Source organism: Holdemania sp. (assembly GCF_986127675.1).
On the sequence record NZ_CFQZWI010000022.1, the window covers coordinates 1 to 18,049 of the forward strand.

Consider the following 18,049-nt stretch of genomic DNA (forward strand, 5'->3'; position numbering starts at 1 on the left):
ACGTGTGCTCTTCCGATCTTCAAGGACAAGCACGGCGCCTGGAAGATCAGCAAGACGCACCCGCAGTTAATGGAAAAACGCAAGCCGGACGAGCGCGAAGGCGAGTTCTACACGGTCGTCAGTGAAGGCGTGCTGAAGGGCGCCAACGGCAATGAGATTCAGCCGGCTCCCACCTTATGGGGACTGGACTTCAACCGCAACTATCCGTTCGGCTGGTTCCATGAATCCCGCCAGGCCGGGGCCGGGGCTTACCCGTTAAGCAATCCGGAAAACAAAGCGGTAGTGGATTTTGTCCTGGCCCATCACAACATCGGCGCGGTCGCAACGCATCATACCAGCGGCGGCGTGATTCTGTATCCGCCGGGAACCCGCCCGGAAAAGAGCGCGGATCCCGACGATATGCGCCGGCTGCGCGAGATCGCGGCGATGGCGACGGAAGAAATGGGCTATCCGGCAATCAACATTTTCGATCATTTCATGACGGATCAGGAAAATTATTCCTCCGGCGCGTTTGACGACTGGTGCTTCCAGGATCAGGGCATTCCTGCCTATACGCTGGAACTGTGGAATCTGTTGGAACGGGCCGGCTGCAAGATCGACTGGGATCGCCGCGACGCCAAAAGCGAAGCGGAATGTCTGGACACGATGGCGAAGGTGCTGGCGTGGTGCGCGGAAAACGCCCCGGAAAGCATGGAAGCCTGGACGCCGTATCAACATCCGCAGCTGGGATTAGTGGAAATCGGCGGACTGAATCTGAAATTTACTGAGGAAAACTGTCCGAATGCGTTCTTATTGCAGGAAGTGGAAAAAACGACGAAGTTCTGCCTGCGCTACGCTCAGTCGCTGCCGCAGCTGGCGATCGACAAGACAAATGTGAACTGGCTGGGCGCGGATCTGGCGGAAGTGACCGTCACGATTTCCAACGATGGCTATCTGCCGACCTATTTGAGCCGGGAAGCGAAGCTTCTGGGGACGGCCAGACCGGTCAAGGTTTCGCTGCAGGGACAGATTGATAGCTTCATCGCCGGTCAGGCAATTACGGAAATCGGCGATCTGGAAGGCTATTCCGGCGTCAACGCCGAGTATCGTTCCTGTGAAGTCACCACCGGCGCGCACGCGCCGCTGACCCATACCCTGCGCTGGCTGGTGCAGGCGCGCAAGGGTGCGGAAATCACGATTACTGCGTTCCAGCCGAAAGCCGGCCGCGCGGTCGTAAAGCTTGTGTTATAAGGCTGGCGCTGATTTTCAAACGAAAGAAGAATAAACAAGAAACAGGAGAGACCGTGATCTTTCCTGTTTTATCATGTATTTGGGATTATTCGGCTTCGGAGAAATAGTAGACGACAAACGCATGTTCCCGATCGATGCAGATCGTATAGGTGACCCCGTCCTGCACCGCATTCCAGCTGTCGTAGTCGCCGCCGATCGTTTCCTGAATCCCGGCCGGTTCCCATGGAGGATTCTGATCCAGCTTGAGGAAATCCTGGGCGAAGGCTTCGGCCAGCGCCTGCCCCTGCGCCTGCGTCAGATTGACAAGCGGCCATTGCGAGGCGTCCGCACCGTAATCCCGGAAGTGCAGCGAGGTCATCCGGTCGGCGTCAACGGTGATCTGGAGATTATAGCGGTAGCTGTCAGCGATTCGGGTCTGCGGATCATCGTAGCTGGCGAGCAGATAGAAATGCGAAGAAGGGATTGTCCGGCTGTTGATGCCGTCCAGCACCGCCTGCGGGATATAAGCCCGCAGCCGATCGACGATATCGTTCAGCGGCATGAACGCGTCGGCGTCCGCGGGATCGAGATCAAAGGGGGCGGCTTCGCCGACCTGCACGCGTTCCAGAAATAAATCCTTATCCTGCGAGCGCATCATCAGACTGAGCGTTGCATCGCCGGAGGCATACAGAGTGCTGTCCTGGATCACGATGTCTGCCTGAACCCGGATCTGATCCCGGTAAACTGCCGGTTTTTCAGACCAGACCTGACATTCCGGAGTCGCGAAACGCAGCAGCTCCTGCCGGTCAGCGGTACTCTGATCTGACAGCAGTGACCGCAGCTCTGCGTCATCCTGCGCGACCAAGGCTGAACAGAATTGTTCAGCCAGCGTTTTTGCCTGCGCGTCGAAAGCGTTTTGTTGATGCGGACTGCACAGCGCCACGATCAGCACGACGACCAGTCCCATCGTCAGCAGACCGCCAGCCCAGCACGGTAGTTTTTTATAATTCAGGATGTTCTCAATTCGCCTGCGCAGCGACCCGCGCGCAAAGTTCAGCGGGTGCGGGAAGCGCTGCCAAGAGGCGGCAGCCAGTTCGACCAGGGCATGGGAATAGGCTTGTTTTCCCGGACTGTCCTGACGGCGGATTACCGCTTCATCGCAAGCCATTTCCATGTCCTGACTCATCAGGGCAAAGGCGGCCCAGACCAGCGGATGAAACCAATAGACGCAGACGAGCGCGTAAGCGGCCAGCTTGATCCACGGGTCTTTGCGCCGGGAATGCATCTGTTCATGAAGCAGTACGCTGGTTTCCTCTATTTCATTTAATCCCTCCGGAAGCAGAATCCGGGGATGAACCAGGCCGATCAGAACCGGCGAGTCCAGGTCGGAACACCGCCAGATTCCAGGCTGAATTTCAGTTCCCCGGACACAGCGGCGAAGAAACCGGCGGTATTGGAGCAGACTGCCGCTGACGATCACGGCCAGTCCGATCAGCCAGAACATTCCAAGTCCGGCGGCCGGTTGGGAAGCGGACATAGGGCGGGTTTCCGCAGCTGCGGCTGTTTCTGGCGGGATTAAGGACGTGCGAGGGGCATCGCTGCGCGGAAGCGAGAGCGCCTGCGCGGTCTGTTCGCTCAAGGCCATTGCGCCGGCGGGGACAAAGCTGACCGGCGCGCTGATCGATACCGGCAAAAGCAGCCGCAGAAACACCGCCGCCCATAAGGCATAGGCGTAGATTTTCGGCGTATGCCGCAGCAGCCATCGCAGAATCACGACAACGAGGAAGACGAAGCACACGGCGACGCTGTTGCCGATCAGAAAATTAAGCGCCGCGTTCATCATCATTCTCCTGACAGCGGTCAATCAACGCTTTCAGCGCTTCAGCCTCATCCTCGCTGATTTTCTTTCCGGCCATAAATGCGGTCAGAAACGCCGGAAGCGAGTTGTCGAAAAGATTTTCCAGCACCTTGCGGCTTTCATACTGCTGCACCTGTTCCTTCTTGATCAGCGCTGTTACGACGGCATTTTCATTTTTAAAGAACCCTTTTGTGCAAAGCTTTTTCAACACGGTATACGTCGTTGTACGCTGCCAGTTCAGCTGTTGGCGGCACAGCTGCGCCAGCTCGCCGGAGCTGAGTGGTTCGTGTTCCCAGATAATGCAGGCAAAACGGTATTCCGCTTCATGCAGTTTCAGTTCCTGTTCCATAAAGCACCTCCTGTCTATTGCAATAGACACATCTTCTGTCTTGAGTCTATCACGATAGACAAGGGCTGTCAACATTGGATTTCATTGCAAGAAACTGGATCTGTGATAAGATTAAAAGAATCAGGAAGGATGAGTTCATGAAACAAATCAAAAAAGAACTGCAAGCGCCGCGCCTGCCCCTGAAGCTGGATCCCGCTGTGCTGACGTCCGCGCTGGCGGCGCAGGAAAAACTGACCGGCTTGGAAATCAACGATGATTTATGGCCGGAAGAAAAAGCGCCGGGCAGGGAATTCAGCGAATGCCGGCTGACAAAGGTGACGATGGCGGCGATCAGCGAGAAAAATTATTTTATCGACGTGATTTTCGATCACTGCGATTTTTCCAACTGTCAGCTGAGTGAAAGCACGCTGCGGCGGGTTGTGTTCGATCATTGCCGCATGACCGGCGCGGATCTGTCGCGCTGCGTGCTGCAGGACGTGGTATTCCTCAACTGTGCGCTCGATTATTCCAACTTCGCGTTCTCCAGTTTTAAAAGCTGCCGCTTTGCGGACTGCATCTGCACGCAGTCTTCATTCAGCGAAGGAAAGTTTTCCAGCTTTGAAATTCAACGCTGCAAGCTGGATGAAAGTGAGTTTTTCCACAGTCATCTCAGCGGCGTCGATTTGTCCACCTGTTCGATCGAAGGAATTGCCTTGTGCGGCGACGAGCTGAGGGGCGTGATTGTGAATCCGGCGCAGGCGGTGGATCTGGCCCGGGTTTTGGGGATTATCATTAAGGAAGAATAAACTGCTTTTGACTTACACAAATATTTCACAATTCGACCATGTTTTTCACACAAGCGGAGGTTATAATGAAGACAATCAAATGAGAAGTTTGATTAATTTCTTTCCCCCGTTAAGCCAGACTCCCTGGCAATAGAAAAATCATTCCTGTTGGAATGGAAATAGAAAGGCGCCCGGTAAGCGAATTTCTATTTTTTTTATGAGAAAACTGCGATTTTCAAACTGGGGCAGGCCGCTCAGGCTTGATTTACTAAAATGAGGCTTCAGAAAATCATGTTTTTTACACGGGTGACGAAACTGTAAGCTGTCTGTAAGCTCAAACGATGGAGAGCGGCGGGAATATTTCTTATAATGAAGCCAGAAATCAAGGAGGAAAGGCTTCATGAAGAAAAAAACAGGATGGCTGCTCATCAGTTTAGGCGTGGCGGCAGGCTTGCTTTGGTGGATTAAAAAACAGAAGGAAGCGGAAGATGATGATTAAGAATCTGCGCTGGTTTGTCACGACGATGTTTGTTTTTGGAGGCATGAGTCTTTGCCTTCTGGATCAATACAATCCGGTGCTGAACCTGATCGCGGATATCCTGCATCAGGGCAGCCGGCTGATGCTTCGCTGATCCAGCTTTAAATCCAGCTTCGCCTGAAATGAAAAGATGTTTGAGTCAGGGACTGGCGTTCGCCAGCCCTTTTTCGTTGTTTTTCCTTTCGGGCAGGATCGGGGGAAATAGTTAGGGAAATGAAATAATTATCCAGGGTTAGATAGATCAATTCCATTTTATAATCAGTCAGGAATTCAATCCGGATTAATCTATGTTCAGGTTTGTCATTCAAAAGAAAACCGGATGAAATTAAACTTATTTACTGAAATTATTACCATATTCGAACGACTTTCACCCTGGAAAGAGATTGCGGTTCCCTTTACCCTATGCTAAAATTATTTCAATGGATATCAGGCAGAGATAAAAACACTCCCCTAATTCTTTAAGCAGTTCAGACAACTGGTTGGAAATCTGAAAATTAAAATCTTGTTTTTGATTTCCGGCGACAGTCCAAGCAAGGCGGATGAAGCGGGGTAATGAAGATGACTTCACAAAAAATAATCTTAATCGTGGAAGATAATGAGATCAACCGGATCATGCTGCGGGGAATTTTAGAGCCGCAGTATAAAGTTCTGGAAGCGCAGAACGGTTTGGAAGCGTTAAAAGTGCTGGGTGATCAGAAGGATAACGTTTCCCTGATCCTGCTGGATATTATGATGCCGGTGATGGATGGCTATACGTTTTTATCCATTCTGAAAAACGATCCGTCGATTGCTTCCATTCCGGTCATTGTGGCGACGCAGAACGACAACGAATCCGACGAGGTTGCGGCGCTTTCCCACGGCGCGACGGATTTTGTCGCCAAACCGTACCGGCCGCAGATTATCCTGCACCGCGTCGCCAGTATTATTAACCTGCGCGAAAACGCTGCGATGATCAATCAGTTCCGCTATGACCGGCTGACCGGCCTTTACAGTAAGGAATTCTTTTACCGGCGGGTGCGGGAGGAGCTGCAGGCGCATCCGGATCAGGAATATGACATGTTGTGCTCCAATATTGAGAATTTTAAACTGATCAACGATATTCTGGGTGTGCCGGCGGGCGATCAGCTGCTGATCAGCGTCGCTGAAATGATTCAGGAAAAAATCGGCGACCGCGGAATCTGCGGCCGGTTGAGCGCCGATCAGTTCGCCTGTCTGCTGCGCCGTCCGCAAGCGTATCCACAGGAATCTTTTATCAACGCCAACAGCGAGATCAACACGCTGGCGAACATGCAGAACGTCGTTGTGAAATGGGGCGTTTATGTCATCCGCGATAAACAGGTGTCGGTGGAACAGATGTGCGATCGGGCTTTGTTGGCGGTGCGCCGGATCAAGGGACAATATAATCACTACGTCGCTGCCTATGACGATACGCTGCGCAACAAGCTGCTGCGGGAACAGGCGATTACTGACAGTATGGAAGCTGCGCTGAAAGAACGGCAGTTTGTGATATATCTGCAGCCAAAGTTTCAGATTAAAGATGATCAGCTGGCAGGCGCCGAGGCGTTAGTGCGCTGGAATCATCCGCAATGGGGCTTTCAGTCGCCGGCCGAATTTATTCCACTGTTTGAACGCAACGGGTTTATCACCAAGCTGGATCAATATGTGTGGGAACAGACCTGCGCCAAGCTGCACCAATGGGATCAGGCAGGCTATCCGCCGATCTCGGTTTCCGTCAACGTCTCCCGGGCGGATATCTACAACAGCGATTTGATTGACTTTCTGACCCGGATTCTGAAAAAATATGAGCTGCAGCCAAGCCGGCTGCATCTGGAGATTACAGAAAGTGCCTATACCGAAAACCCGGGCCAGATCATCGCGACGGTCGAACAGCTGCGGACGCTGGGATTTGTCATTGAAATGGATGATTTCGGCAGCGGCTATTCTTCATTAAACATGCTGAACCAGCTGCCGCTGGATATTTTAAAGCTGGATATGAAATTTATTCAGAACGAAACAGCTAAGCCGACCAATCAGGGAATTCTGCGCTTCATCATGAGTCTGGCGCGGTGGATGAATTTAAGCGTCGTGGCGGAAGGCGTGGAAACCCGGGAACAGCTGGAACGGCTGCGGGAAACCGGCTGCGATTATGTGCAGGGATATTATTTTGCGCGGCCGATGCCTTGCGAGGAATTTGAAAAACTGCTTCAGAAACAGTGCGAACAGAAGGCGAATCAGGCGTTGGACAACGTGCAGCCGCTTCCTGATCAGCAGAAGCCGATGCTTTTGTTAGCGGATGGAGACGTTCGTTATTGCGAAGAAATGCGCCGCGTTTTAAGCCAGCAGTATCAGGTGCAATGCGTCGGCGATGGTCAGAGTGTTTACCAGTGCCTGGACCTCTATGCCAGCCAGATCCGGCTGATTGTTTTAAGTATGGATATAAAAAATCCGGACGGAGTCGAAGTGTTGAAAACGCTGCAGCACCGCATCGAAGTCCGCGATATTCCGATCATTGCGAGTGGATATTGGGACGACCGGTGGGAGGAAGCGGCGTTCAATATCGGAGCGGATGATTTTGCGGGCAAACCGCACACGCCGATGAGTCTGTGGAAACGCGTCCAGCGCACGCAGAGATTAAGTGTTCTGCGGCGGCAGGAACAAATCCTGCGCGAGGAAGCCTATCGTGATTATCTGACCGATCTGTTAAACCGCCGGGGGTTGTATGCGGTTTGTCAGTCGCTGCGTCAGGACGATGCCCCGCTGGCGTTGTTCCTGTTCGACCTTGACAATCTGAAAAAAGTCAACGACCAGCTTGGTCATGATTGCGGCGATCAGCGGATTCGTCAGTTCAGCCGTCTGCTGCGCTCACATTTCCGTCAGAGCGATATCTTCGCCCGATTAGGGCAGGATGAGTTTATTGTGGTCATGAAGAAGACGGCGCGGAAGGAAGCGGTTGTCCGAAAGGGCGAAGCGCTGGGCCAGGCGTTTGTCGAGGCCGGGTGGAATCAGGACGTGCCGCTGACAGTCTCCGCCGGGATTGCAATGTGGGATCTGAGCGAAACGCTGGATGAGGTGCTGTCCCGCGCGGACAGCGCGTTGAAATGCGCAAAGGTCGGCTGTCAGAGCCGTTGTCGTTTATGGGAGGAAGCGAATGTATGGGGGATCAGGAGCGAAATTGTGAAAAAATAGTCCGGCAGTTCTGCGAGGCCTGGTTTGAAGCACGGGATGTGGAGAAAACCGTCGGCTATCTGGATGAGGACCTTGATTTTATCGGAACTGGCGAACAGGAAGCCGCCAGCGGGCGGGAAGCGATGCGCGCGTATATCGTCGCGGATATTCAGGAATTGGCCGAACCGTTTTCGGCCGCTTTTCCTGTGATGAAAGTCCGTTTTTTACAAGCGGATCTGAGTTCTGTTTTTACTGAAATGATTCTTCAAAACTCCCAGTATGCCTGGCATCTTCGGGGGTTTTTTATCTTGCGGCGGCAGGCGGAGACCTGGAAAATCGTCAGTCTGCATTTTGCCGAACCGGGCCGCAGTCAGCAGGCGGGTGAGCACTACCCGCAGACGGTGGTTGTGGAACGGCTGCGCCGCCAGCGGGAAGAGCTGCTGAACGACACGCTCCCGGGCGGGATGATGGGCGGCTATATCGCCGAGGGCTTCCCGTTTTATTTCATCAATGATCAGATGCTGGCGTATCTGGGATATCGGGACGAAGCGGAATTCGTCGCGGACATCCAGGGCCGGATCATCAACTGCATGCATCCGGACGATCGGCAGCGGGTTGATGAGGAAGTCGCCGATCAGCTGAAAACCAGCGATGAATACACGGTGGAATATCGGATGAAGAAGCAGAACGGCAGTTATATCTGGGTTCATGATCTGGGTCGGCGGCTGCAGGCGGAGGACGGACGTCCGGCGATTTCGTCGGTGTGCTATGACATCACCGCACAGATTCAGGCGCAGGAGGAAGTGCTGCGGCTGTACAACAACATTCCCGGCGCGGTTTTCCGCTGCCGTTACGACGCCAGCCTGACCGTTGTCAGCGCCAACGACGGACTGTTTGAGTTCATCGGCTACACCCGCGCTGAATTTGCCGAGCTGGGCAATCAGCTGGCGCTGATCATCGCCCCGCAGGAACTGCAGGAAATCGCCCAACGATTGCGCGAACAGCTGCGTCAGGCGAAAACCGTCCACATTGAAAACCAGATTTGCTGCAAGGATGGCAGCGTGAAGTGGGTCTCGGTGAAAGCTCAGCTGTTTATGGAAAACAACGAACCGTATCTTGACTGTGTGTTTATTGATATTACTGAGGAAAAGCAGCTCCACCGGCGCGAGAAGGAACTGTACGAACGGGAACTGCGTTACTTTGTGGAGGCTGCCAGCGGCAATCAGAGCGGTCAGGGACGGCTGAATCTGACCCGCAATGTGCTGGAAAGCTATCTGACGACGGCCAACTTCGCCGTTGCTCAGATCGGCGAAAGCTATGACAAGGTGATCGCTCAGTTTGCGCATTCCTCCATCGACCCGCTGACCGGCTTGCGGATTGAAGAGCAAATGCGGCGCGAACAGGTCCAGGCCGATTACGCCGTCGGCAAGACGGAATATCATTTTGAATTTCTGCGCAGTACGCGCGAAGGCGCGTTCTGGAGTCATACAACGTTTCATTCCTGCCTGAATCCGGAAACCGGGGAACTCATCGTCTTTTTCTATACCCTTGACATCACGGAACAAAAGCTGCAGGAACAGCTGCTGGATCAGATCGTCAGTCTGAATTACGACATCATCGCGGAAATCGACGCGCTGTCCGGAAAACTGCGGATTCATGCTTCCAACGATCCGATGATTCCAAAGGAGGATCAATTTTCAAAAGCGATCGGACAATTTGCCCGGCGTTATGTCAAACCGGAGTTTGAAGCGGAATACCGCCGTCAGCTCGATTTGCCTTTTATGAAACAACAGCTGGCGGAAAAGGGATCCTATACCTTTTCCATTGAAATGCAGGACAAGCAGGGACAGACCCGTGTCAAACTGTATAAAGTTTTCTATCTCGACCGCCGGCTGGACCGGTTGTGCGTGACGCGCAGCGACGTGACCGAGGTCGTGCGTCAGGAACAGATTCAGAAAGCGGAGCTGGCTTCCGCACTGAACGCCGCGCAGCAGGCCAACGCCGCGAAGACGGATTTTCTCTCGCGGATGTCGCATGAGATTCGCACCCCGATGAACGCGATTCTGGGAATGAGCGCAATCGCCGCCCAGTCGCTGCACGATCCGGTCCGCATTGGCGACTGTATTGAAAAAATTCAGCTGTCTTCGCGGTTTCTGCTGGGACTGATCAACGATATCCTCGACATGAGCCGGATTGAAAGCGGCAAGCTGCTTTTAAATAACGGACCTTTATCCACGCGGAAACTGATCGAAGGAGTCAGCACGCTGTGCGCCGGTCAGGCCGCGAACAAAGGCGTGCGTTATCAATGCATCGTCGAACCTTCGCTGCAGGAGGAGTATATGGGCGATGCGATGAAGCTGCAGCAGGTGTTGGTCAATATCTTAAGCAACGCGGTGAAATTCACAGAGTCCGGCGGCGAGGTGGTGATGCACGTCAGCCAGCTTCAGGCAAAGAAAGACAACGCCGTCGTCCGGTTTGTGATTCGGGATACGGGCGTCGGCATCAGCCCGGAGTTTCTGCCGCATCTGTTTGAACCGTTCTCTCAGGAGTCAACCGGGACGACGGCGACATCCGGCGGCAGCGGGCTGGGGCTGGCAATTTCCAAAAGCGTCGTCGATCTGATGGATGGAAGAATCAGCGTCCGTTCGCAAAAGGGCCGGGGTACGGAATTTATCGTTGAGGTCAAGCTCGGTCTGGCAGCGGGCGTCCATGAAACTTTCGCCGGCATCGTTTCCGCCGGGGACGCCGGGGGTCTGGATCTGAAGACGCTGGACTTTACCGGCCGGCGGATTTTACTGGCCGAAGACAACGCCATCAATACCGAAGTCGCGGTTATGCTTTTACAGGACAGGGGCTTCAGCGTCGATACGGCGCAAAACGGCGAACAGGCGCTGCAGACTTATCAGGCTTCCGCCCTGAATTACTACGATGCAATCTTAATGGATATCCGGATGCCGGTCATGGACGGCTTAACTGCCGCGGCCAGGATCCGCACCAGTCCGCGCGCGGATGCCGGACAGATTCCGATCATCGCCATGACCGCCAACGCGTTTGACGACGATATCGCAAAAAGCATGGCGGCCGGGATGAACGCGCATCTGGCGAAGCCGATTGATCCGGACTTACTGATCCGGACGCTGAATGAATTTATCGGAAACAAGGAGGTTTTCGGATGTCAGACGTTAAAATGATTATGACGGCCTACGGCGTGGATTATGCGCTGACAATGGAACGGTTTATGCAGCAGGAACGCATGTATGTGCGGATTTTAGGCATGTTGTTCAAGGATGAGAGCTTGCCGGCGCTGCAGAAAGCGATAGAAGAAAAAAATCTGGAAGCTGCTTTTCAGGCGGCTCACACGCTCAAGGGCGTATCTGGCAATCTGGGATTAACGTCGTTGTACGAAGCGGTCTGCGAGATCGTGGAGCCTTTGCGGCGCTTGGAAGTTCGGGGCGATTATCCAGAAAAGCTGGAAAAGATCGGGCAGGAGTTTGAGAAGGTCAGAGGGATGTATGCCGAGCTGACCGCGTGTTCGTTATGAATTCCCATAAAACAATCTTGTTTGTCCGCGGTTCACAGATGAAATGGCAGCCGGCCAACGAAGCGGCGCAAAGCTGGAGTCAGGATCCCGACTTCAGCGGCTGGCTGGAGAACATCGGGGAAAACCAGAATCCGGCTGTCTGGCAAAATCCCCGCACGCAGGCGCGCTACACAACGGAAGTTCAGACGCTGAAGATTGCTGAGGAAACGGCGACGCTGTTGGTACTGACACCGGAAGTCCCGTCATTTTTCACAATGCTGGAAAATTTGGGGGACGCGCTTGCCTGCGGATTCGTGATTTATCAGCTTGCGGACAATGCATCGCCGCCATTGTATGCCAACGCTGCTTTTCGGCAGCACTTCGGCGAACCTGCAGAGGGACTTCTGGCGCAGACTGCCGTGCATCCACAAGATCGGCCAGCACTGCAGCGGGCTTTGCAACAGCTGAAAACAGAGCGCGGAACATTGCGGCACAGCTTGCGGGCGTGGGATAAAAAGCAGGGATGTTACTGTGCAATTCAGATTGAGGTTTCGATGGGCACGCTGCCTCAATGGGGAACGGTGCTGGTAAGCCTGTTTCAGGACGGCAGCGAACAGGCCGCGTTAAAAACACAGCTCAACACCGCCAATCAGAAAATGCAGCAGATCATCAACGCAATCCCGGGCGGTGTTGCCGTTTATAAAGTGACGGACAAGTTGGAGACCGTTTATTTCTCCGATGGCGTGCCTGCGCTCAGCGGATATACTTCTCAAGAATATTCTGCCCAGGCTGCCGCAGACGCCGGCAAGTTGATCTATGATCAGGACCGCGGCCGCGTCGAGGCCCAGGCTGTAGAAGTTGTGCGCACGCATGAGCCGGCGACGCTGGAATTCCGCATGGCTCACCGTGACGGTCACCTCGTCTGGGTGCGCGTACAGATCAGCTGGATCGGCGAGGAGGACGGCAGTTCGCTGCTTCACTGCGTGTTCCATAATATTTCCGATCTCAAGGAAGCGCAGCTCCAGATGAATCATCTGGTCAATTCAATCCCCGGCGGAATCGCCAGTTATAAAGTGGAAAACAAGGTCTTTATCCCGACGTATTTCTCCGCCGGCGTCGCAGAGCTGACCGGTTATGGAAAGCAGGAATTTCAGACTCTCGTCCATCAGGATGCGATGAACGCAATCTATCCGCCGGATCGCGAGCGGGTGCAGAAAGCGGCGTGGCAGGCATTAGTCAGCGGCGAGGTGCTGGACGTTTCCTACCGCAGTCCTCACCGCGATGGTTCGCTGGTCTGGATACACCTGAACGGCCGGCGAATGGGTCCCCTGTCGGAATCGACGCAGTTCTATGCGGTGTTTACCGGCATGTCGGCGGAAACCCGGTTGTACCAGAGTATCGCCGATGAATCCTCGGATGGGATTTATGTGATCGGCAAGCAGAACTATGAACTTTATTATGTCAACGATAACCATAAAATTTTTTCCAATGATCAACAATATGCCGGCCGGAAATGCTACGCAGTGCTGTTCGGCAAGTCGCAGCCCTGCGCCTTCTGCACGCTGAAAACACACGCGCCGGACAATGAAGAACATGAGATGTCCGTCGATCAGCCCGGCCGTTTTTATGCGACCCGCTTTCGTGAAACGGATTGGAACGGGATCGGGGCTTATATCAAGCATGTTCGTGAGATCACCGAGGAAGTCCGCGTCCGCAAGGAAAACGAACGGCTGGCGCAGTATTTTCAGACGGTCGTCCAGAATTTGCCGGGCGGCGTGACGGTGATCGAATGTACGCCAAAGGGGCAGCTGATTCCGGAATACATCTCGGAAGGATTTGCCGAAATGGCGGGGATGAGCTACGCTGCGATAAGTCAGGCGATCCGGCAGGATTTTACCGCGAACATTCATCCGGAAGATCAGGCAAGAGTCCGCCGCCAGCTGCTTCAGTTCATCGCCGACCGCCAACCTCAGGGCGAAATTGTTTTCCGCATGCTGACGGCAGACAAAGGTCAGATCTGGGTCAGCAGCAAGCTGGCGATGATCCCGGGTGAGGAAGGGGAAATCCGCGTCTATGCGCTGCATCACGATATCACCCGGGAACGGCTGGAACAGCAGCGGATTCGCCAGCAGTATAACGAACTGATTCTTGAACATTACCGCACACCGGGGGAAAATGCACTGGTAGCGGGACATTGCAACATCACTCAGGGCGTGATTCTGGACATCATGGATTACACGGATTCCGAATTGCTGGCGACTTTCGGCTACGACCGCGACGTGTTCTTTAAAGGATTGGCGTCGTTGATCGTCGAGCCGGATCAGCGCCGGTATTTCCTTGATCATTATTTAAACGAGCCGGCCCGGCGGGAATTCGCGGCTGGAGAAACTGTGCAGATTCAGGAATGTTTCGTGCAGCTGCCCAGGGAATCGCAGGGCCGCTATGTCGAAATCAAAATGAACATGGTAACGACGCCGGACAGCGGGGACGTTACGGGGATTCTGACTGTCACGGACATCACGGAAAAGACAATCGCCAACCTGATTCTGCAGCAGCTGTCAAAAATCAACTACGATTTTGTCGCCGATATCGACCTGGGTGCGGATACGTTTAAGATTCTGACCCAGAACGAACAGACGGCGCTGACCGCAAGGACGCATGGCCGCTATTCTCAATGGATTGATCAGCTGCTGGAAAGCCATGTGCTGCCCAAGGATAAGGAACGCTACGCCGGCAATTTGAAACCGGAATTCCTGAAACCCCGGCTGGCGAAAGAAAACTCGTTTACATTCACATTCTCAATGTGCGATCCACGCGGCGAATTGCGCATGAAAAACGTCACTGTGTCGGTCACGGACCGGCGGTTAAACCGGATCTGCCTGTCCCGGACCGACATCACCGATTCGGTGCGCGAGCAGCAGGGACTGCTGCGGGTAGCCGCCGTAACCTTTGAACTGGCCGGCTTCATTGATATCGCTTCGCAGCGGCTGACCATTCATACACGCCAGACTATCGTGGAGAATCTGCCGCCGTATATCGTTGAAAACTGCGACGAAGCGATTGACAAGTTTGCCCGCAGCCACAGTCAGAGCGGCAGCGCGGAGGAGAGCAGCCGGCAATTTGCCCTGGCGACGATGCTAAAGCGCCTGCAGCGTGAGCCGCAAGGCTATGATTTCCTGTTTCCTTATCAGAGCGAGGCTGGCGATCGGATAAAAAAAGTCAGCGTGCTGTGGGGGGACGCCGATCATCAGACTGTCTGTCTTGTGCGCGCGGACGTTACGGAGATGCTCGCCGCGGAACGTCAGACGAAAAAGACACTGGAAAATGCGCTGATCCAGGCCGAGGAAGCCAACCGGGCCAAGAGTGATTTCCTTTCGGCGATGAGTCATGATATCCGCACGCCGATGAACGCGATAATGGGGATGACCGCGCTGGCGAGAGCCCATCTGGATGATTCCCGGCGGGTGGCGGATTGTCTGAAAAAAATTACCTATTCGTCCAAACATCTGCTGAGTTTGATCAACGACGTTCTCGATATGAGCAAGATCGAGCGTTCGCAGATTACATTGAACCGCGCTGGTCTGCGGATGCCGGAGGTGATCGAACAGTTGTCGGCAATCATGGGACCGCAGGCGCGAGCCAAAGCGATTCGGCTGAATATCAATGCCGAGCGGATCGAACACACCCGGTTCTTTGGCGATGCGCTGCGGATCAATCAGATTCTGATCAACATTTTAAGCAACGCCGTCAAATTCACTCCGGAGGGAGGCCAGGTGGATTTCATCGTGGAGGAAATCGCCGGTTCATCCCCGGGACAGGTGAGATACCGTTTTACAATCCGCGACACCGGCATCGGCATCGAGCCGCAGTTTCTGGCCCATTTGTTCGATCCGTTTGCCCGCAGTCCGCAAGTCGGACAGATCGAGGGGACGGGATTGGGATTAAGCATCACGCGCGGTCTGATCGAACGGATGGGCGGCAGTCTCCAAGTGGAAAGTGAAGTCGGACACGGCTCTACGTTTATCGTCGAACTGGAATGTGAACAGGATTTCAGCGGAGAAACGGATAATCCGGATTCGTCAAAGACTTTGACCGTGAAGCCGCAGGTGGATCAAAATCTGGCGCGGCGGCGTTTTCTGATCGTGGAAGATAATCAGATCAATGCGGAAATTCTCAGCGGCATTCTGGAATTGGCCGGCGCCCGGTTTGAGGTCTGCTGTGATGGAAAACAGGCGGTCAGCAACTTCAGCGACAAGCCCGAGGGGTATTACGACGCGATATTAATGGATATCCAGATGCCGGTGATGAACGGTTATGAAGCGACCCGGGCAATCCGTCAATTACCTCGCCCGGACGCGCGGCAGATTCCGATCGTCGCGATGACGGCCAACGCGTTTGCGGAGGATGTGGAAGCGTCCATGGCGGCGGGAATGACTGCGCATGTCGCGAAACCGATTGATATTGATTTGCTTTATGCGGTGCTCAGCCGGGTGCTGCCGGAAAAAAACGGAAATCCCGATTGATTACAGGAAATCGCGGTCTGATTCAGCCGCGGTTTTTTCTGTTTTCTTTTTGAATGATTTCCCATTGTTTCTTCCTGCTCATGAAAAAGCGACGTGTGAATAAAAATTCTTCCTTTTTGAATGGAACTTTGCTATAATAATTAAGCAATGCACCGGTGGCGGAATCGGCAGACGCGCACGTTTGAGGGGCGTGTGATTTATTCGTACGGGTTCAAGTCCCGTTCGGTGCACCATTTGAAATCAAATTTCCCGGGAAACCGGGATTGAAAGTCCTGTAATCAGGACTTTTTTGTGATTTTCAAACCATGGAATCTAACAGTTTTGTTAGAGAGCGGAAAAGCCATGGCAGGAAGATTTTCTGTTAGTGTATAATAAGACCATACGAGGAGGGATTGGGAATGTTTAAAATCTTGATTGTCGAAGATGAAGAAAAAATCCGGGTGGAGCTGCAGAACCTGTTAAACCGCTATGGCTATGAGGCGCTGACGCTCTCCGATTTTCATGAGGTCGACCAACAGATCCTGCGGATTCAGCCGCATCTGGTCTTACTGGATATCAATCTGCCGGAAATGGACGGCTATATGATCTGCCGTTCGCTCCGCCAGCAATCTTCGATTCCCATCCTGATGGTGACCAGCCGCAGCAGCGATCTGGATGAGTTAATGAGCATGAGTTTAGGCGCCGACGACTTCATCACTAAGCCTTACAATGTCCAGATCCTTCTGGCGCATATTCAGGCAGTTTTAAAGCGCGCCTATCCGCAGGATCAGGGACGGCTGTTAGAGGTCAAAGGCGTGACGCTGGATTTAAGCAAGGGCTGCGTGATGCACGAAAATCAAAGCGTGGAGCTGACGAAAAACGAAATTCGAATCCTGTGGCTGTTGATGCGCAAGCAGGGCACGATCGTCAGCCGCGACGAAATCATGACTGATTTATGGCAGTCGGAGGAATTTGTCGACGACAACACGCTGACTGTCAATATCAACCGGCTGCGGCGAAAATTGGAAAGTATCGGCGTGAGCCCGGACTATCTGTCGACCAAACGCGGGCTGGGGTATCGCATATGACGTTCAAAGAATTCCTTCAGGACCGCTGGCTGTTTCTGTTGGGCCAGACGATTTTTCTGCTTTTTGCCGGGGTGCTGCTGCGGTTACTGCGCGTCAGCGGTTTCGCGCTGGGATTTCTGGCGTTTCTCTATCTGACGTTGACCAGCGTCACGCTGGGCGTGGAATTTTACCGCAAGAAAACCTTTTTCGATCAGACGTTCAACTTGCTTGACCAGCTGGAAGAAAAGTATTATCTTTCGGAGATCGTCGAGTCGCCCGGCTTTGTCGAAGGGCAGAAGCTGACGCAGCTGTTCCGGATCGTCAGTAAGTCGATGAACGATACGATCGCCGAATACCGCCGCCGCAACGAAGATTACAGCCGTTACATTGAAACCTGGGTGCATGAAGTCAAAACGCCGATCGCCTCGAGCAAGCTGATCATTGAGAATCATCCTGATCCGGTGACGCGCTCGCTGGAGGAGGAGATTGACCGGATCGATCAATATGTCGAACAGGCACTCTACTACACCCGTTCCTCCGTGGTGGAAAAAGACTACGTGATCCGCCGCTGTTCGTTGGATCACATCGTCAGTCAGGTGATCAAAAATCATGCGAAAATCCTGATCTCCCGGCAGTTTTCAATTCAGCGGGAGAATCTGGATCAGATCGTCTATACCGATGTGAAATGGATCGATTTCATCCTCGGCCAGATCGTGACCAACGCCGTCAAATATCGGGCGGCGGAGAAACCTCAGCTGCGGTTTGCTGCCGAAGCGCGGGACAGTCAGGTGGTGCTGACCATCGAAGACAATGGATGTGGGATCAGCGCCCGTGATCTGCCGCGAATTTTCGATAAAGGCTTTACCGGAGACAACGGCCGGCAGGTGGCCCGATCGACGGGGATGGGGCTGTATCTGGTTAAACAGCTGTGCGAGAAAATGAATATCGGCATTCAGGCTGAATCCCAGCCCGGCATGGGAACGATGATCAAGCTGAGCTTTCCGCTGTCCGGCTTTTTGCTTCCGGAATCAATGAGTGAATAAGGCTGTGCGCTGAAACGGAAAACTTTCAAAAAGA

The 18,049-nt window shown here is 53.6% G+C and carries 11 protein-coding genes and 1 tRNA gene; 10 read left to right on the forward strand and 2 right to left on the reverse strand.

Annotated features, from left to right (window positions below; genetic code table 11):
• Positions 1 to 1,230 (forward strand): DUF8731 domain-containing protein (locus AC5OW4_RS05370; protein WP_493676740.1); only part of this gene is annotated, 1,230 nt, incomplete at its 5' end.
• Between the two features lie 85 nt (positions 1,231 to 1,315).
• Here the strand turns inward: AC5OW4_RS05370 and AC5OW4_RS05375 are convergent.
• Entirely contained in the window at positions 1,316 to 3,049 is a 1,734-nt protein-coding gene (locus tag AC5OW4_RS05375) for a M56 family metallopeptidase (RefSeq protein ID WP_195547891.1), read from the reverse strand.
• Positions 3,033 to 3,416, reverse strand: coding sequence for a BlaI/MecI/CopY family transcriptional regulator (locus AC5OW4_RS05380; protein ID WP_072682847.1), 384 nt, complete (start codon positions 3,414 to 3,416; stop codon positions 3,033 to 3,035). The genes AC5OW4_RS05375 and AC5OW4_RS05380 overlap by 17 nt, the downstream gene beginning before the upstream one ends.
• Positions 3,417 to 3,553: 137 nt before the next feature.
• Between AC5OW4_RS05380 and AC5OW4_RS05385 the strand changes: the two genes are divergently transcribed.
• The 9 genes from AC5OW4_RS05385 (at position 3,554) to AC5OW4_RS05425 (ending at position 18,015) form a co-directional block, all read left to right on the forward strand.
• Positions 3,554 to 4,201, forward strand: coding sequence for a pentapeptide repeat-containing protein (locus AC5OW4_RS05385; RefSeq protein ID WP_072682846.1), 648 nt, complete (start codon positions 3,554 to 3,556; stop codon positions 4,199 to 4,201).
• A gap of 467 nt (positions 4,202 to 4,668) precedes the next feature.
• Complete coding sequence (locus tag AC5OW4_RS05390) at positions 4,669 to 4,812, forward strand: hypothetical protein (protein ID WP_159432732.1); 144 nt, start codon at positions 4,669 to 4,671, stop codon at positions 4,810 to 4,812.
• Positions 4,813 to 5,276: 464 nt separating this feature from the next.
• A complete protein-coding gene (locus AC5OW4_RS05395; protein WP_195547929.1) occupies positions 5,277 to 7,904 on the forward strand; it encodes an EAL domain-containing protein in 2,628 nt (875 codons plus the stop codon).
• Complete coding sequence (locus AC5OW4_RS05400) at positions 7,871 to 11,074, forward strand: PAS domain-containing protein (protein ID WP_195547892.1); 3,204 nt, start codon at positions 7,871 to 7,873, stop codon at positions 11,072 to 11,074. Before AC5OW4_RS05395 ends, AC5OW4_RS05400 begins: the two co-directional genes overlap by 34 nt.
• A complete protein-coding gene (locus AC5OW4_RS05405; protein ID WP_195547893.1) occupies positions 11,056 to 11,424 on the forward strand; it encodes an Hpt domain-containing protein in 369 nt (122 codons plus the stop codon). The genes AC5OW4_RS05400 and AC5OW4_RS05405 overlap by 19 nt, the downstream gene beginning before the upstream one ends.
• Entirely contained in the window at positions 11,421 to 15,926 is a 4,506-nt protein-coding gene (locus AC5OW4_RS05410) for a hybrid sensor histidine kinase/response regulator (RefSeq protein WP_195547894.1), read from the forward strand. The genes AC5OW4_RS05405 and AC5OW4_RS05410 overlap by 4 nt, the downstream gene beginning before the upstream one ends.
• A gap of 149 nt (positions 15,927 to 16,075) precedes the next feature.
• A tRNA-Leu gene (locus tag AC5OW4_RS05415) sits at positions 16,076 to 16,159 on the forward strand.
• Between the two features lie 165 nt (positions 16,160 to 16,324).
• Positions 16,325 to 16,993: a response regulator transcription factor gene (locus AC5OW4_RS05420; protein WP_072685775.1), complete on the forward strand. Its 669-nt coding sequence runs from the start codon at positions 16,325 to 16,327 to the stop codon at positions 16,991 to 16,993.
• Complete coding sequence (locus AC5OW4_RS05425) at positions 16,990 to 18,015, forward strand: sensor histidine kinase (protein WP_072685777.1); 1,026 nt, start codon at positions 16,990 to 16,992, stop codon at positions 18,013 to 18,015. Before AC5OW4_RS05420 ends, AC5OW4_RS05425 begins: the two co-directional genes overlap by 4 nt.
• Positions 18,016 to 18,049: the final 34 nt, after the last annotated feature.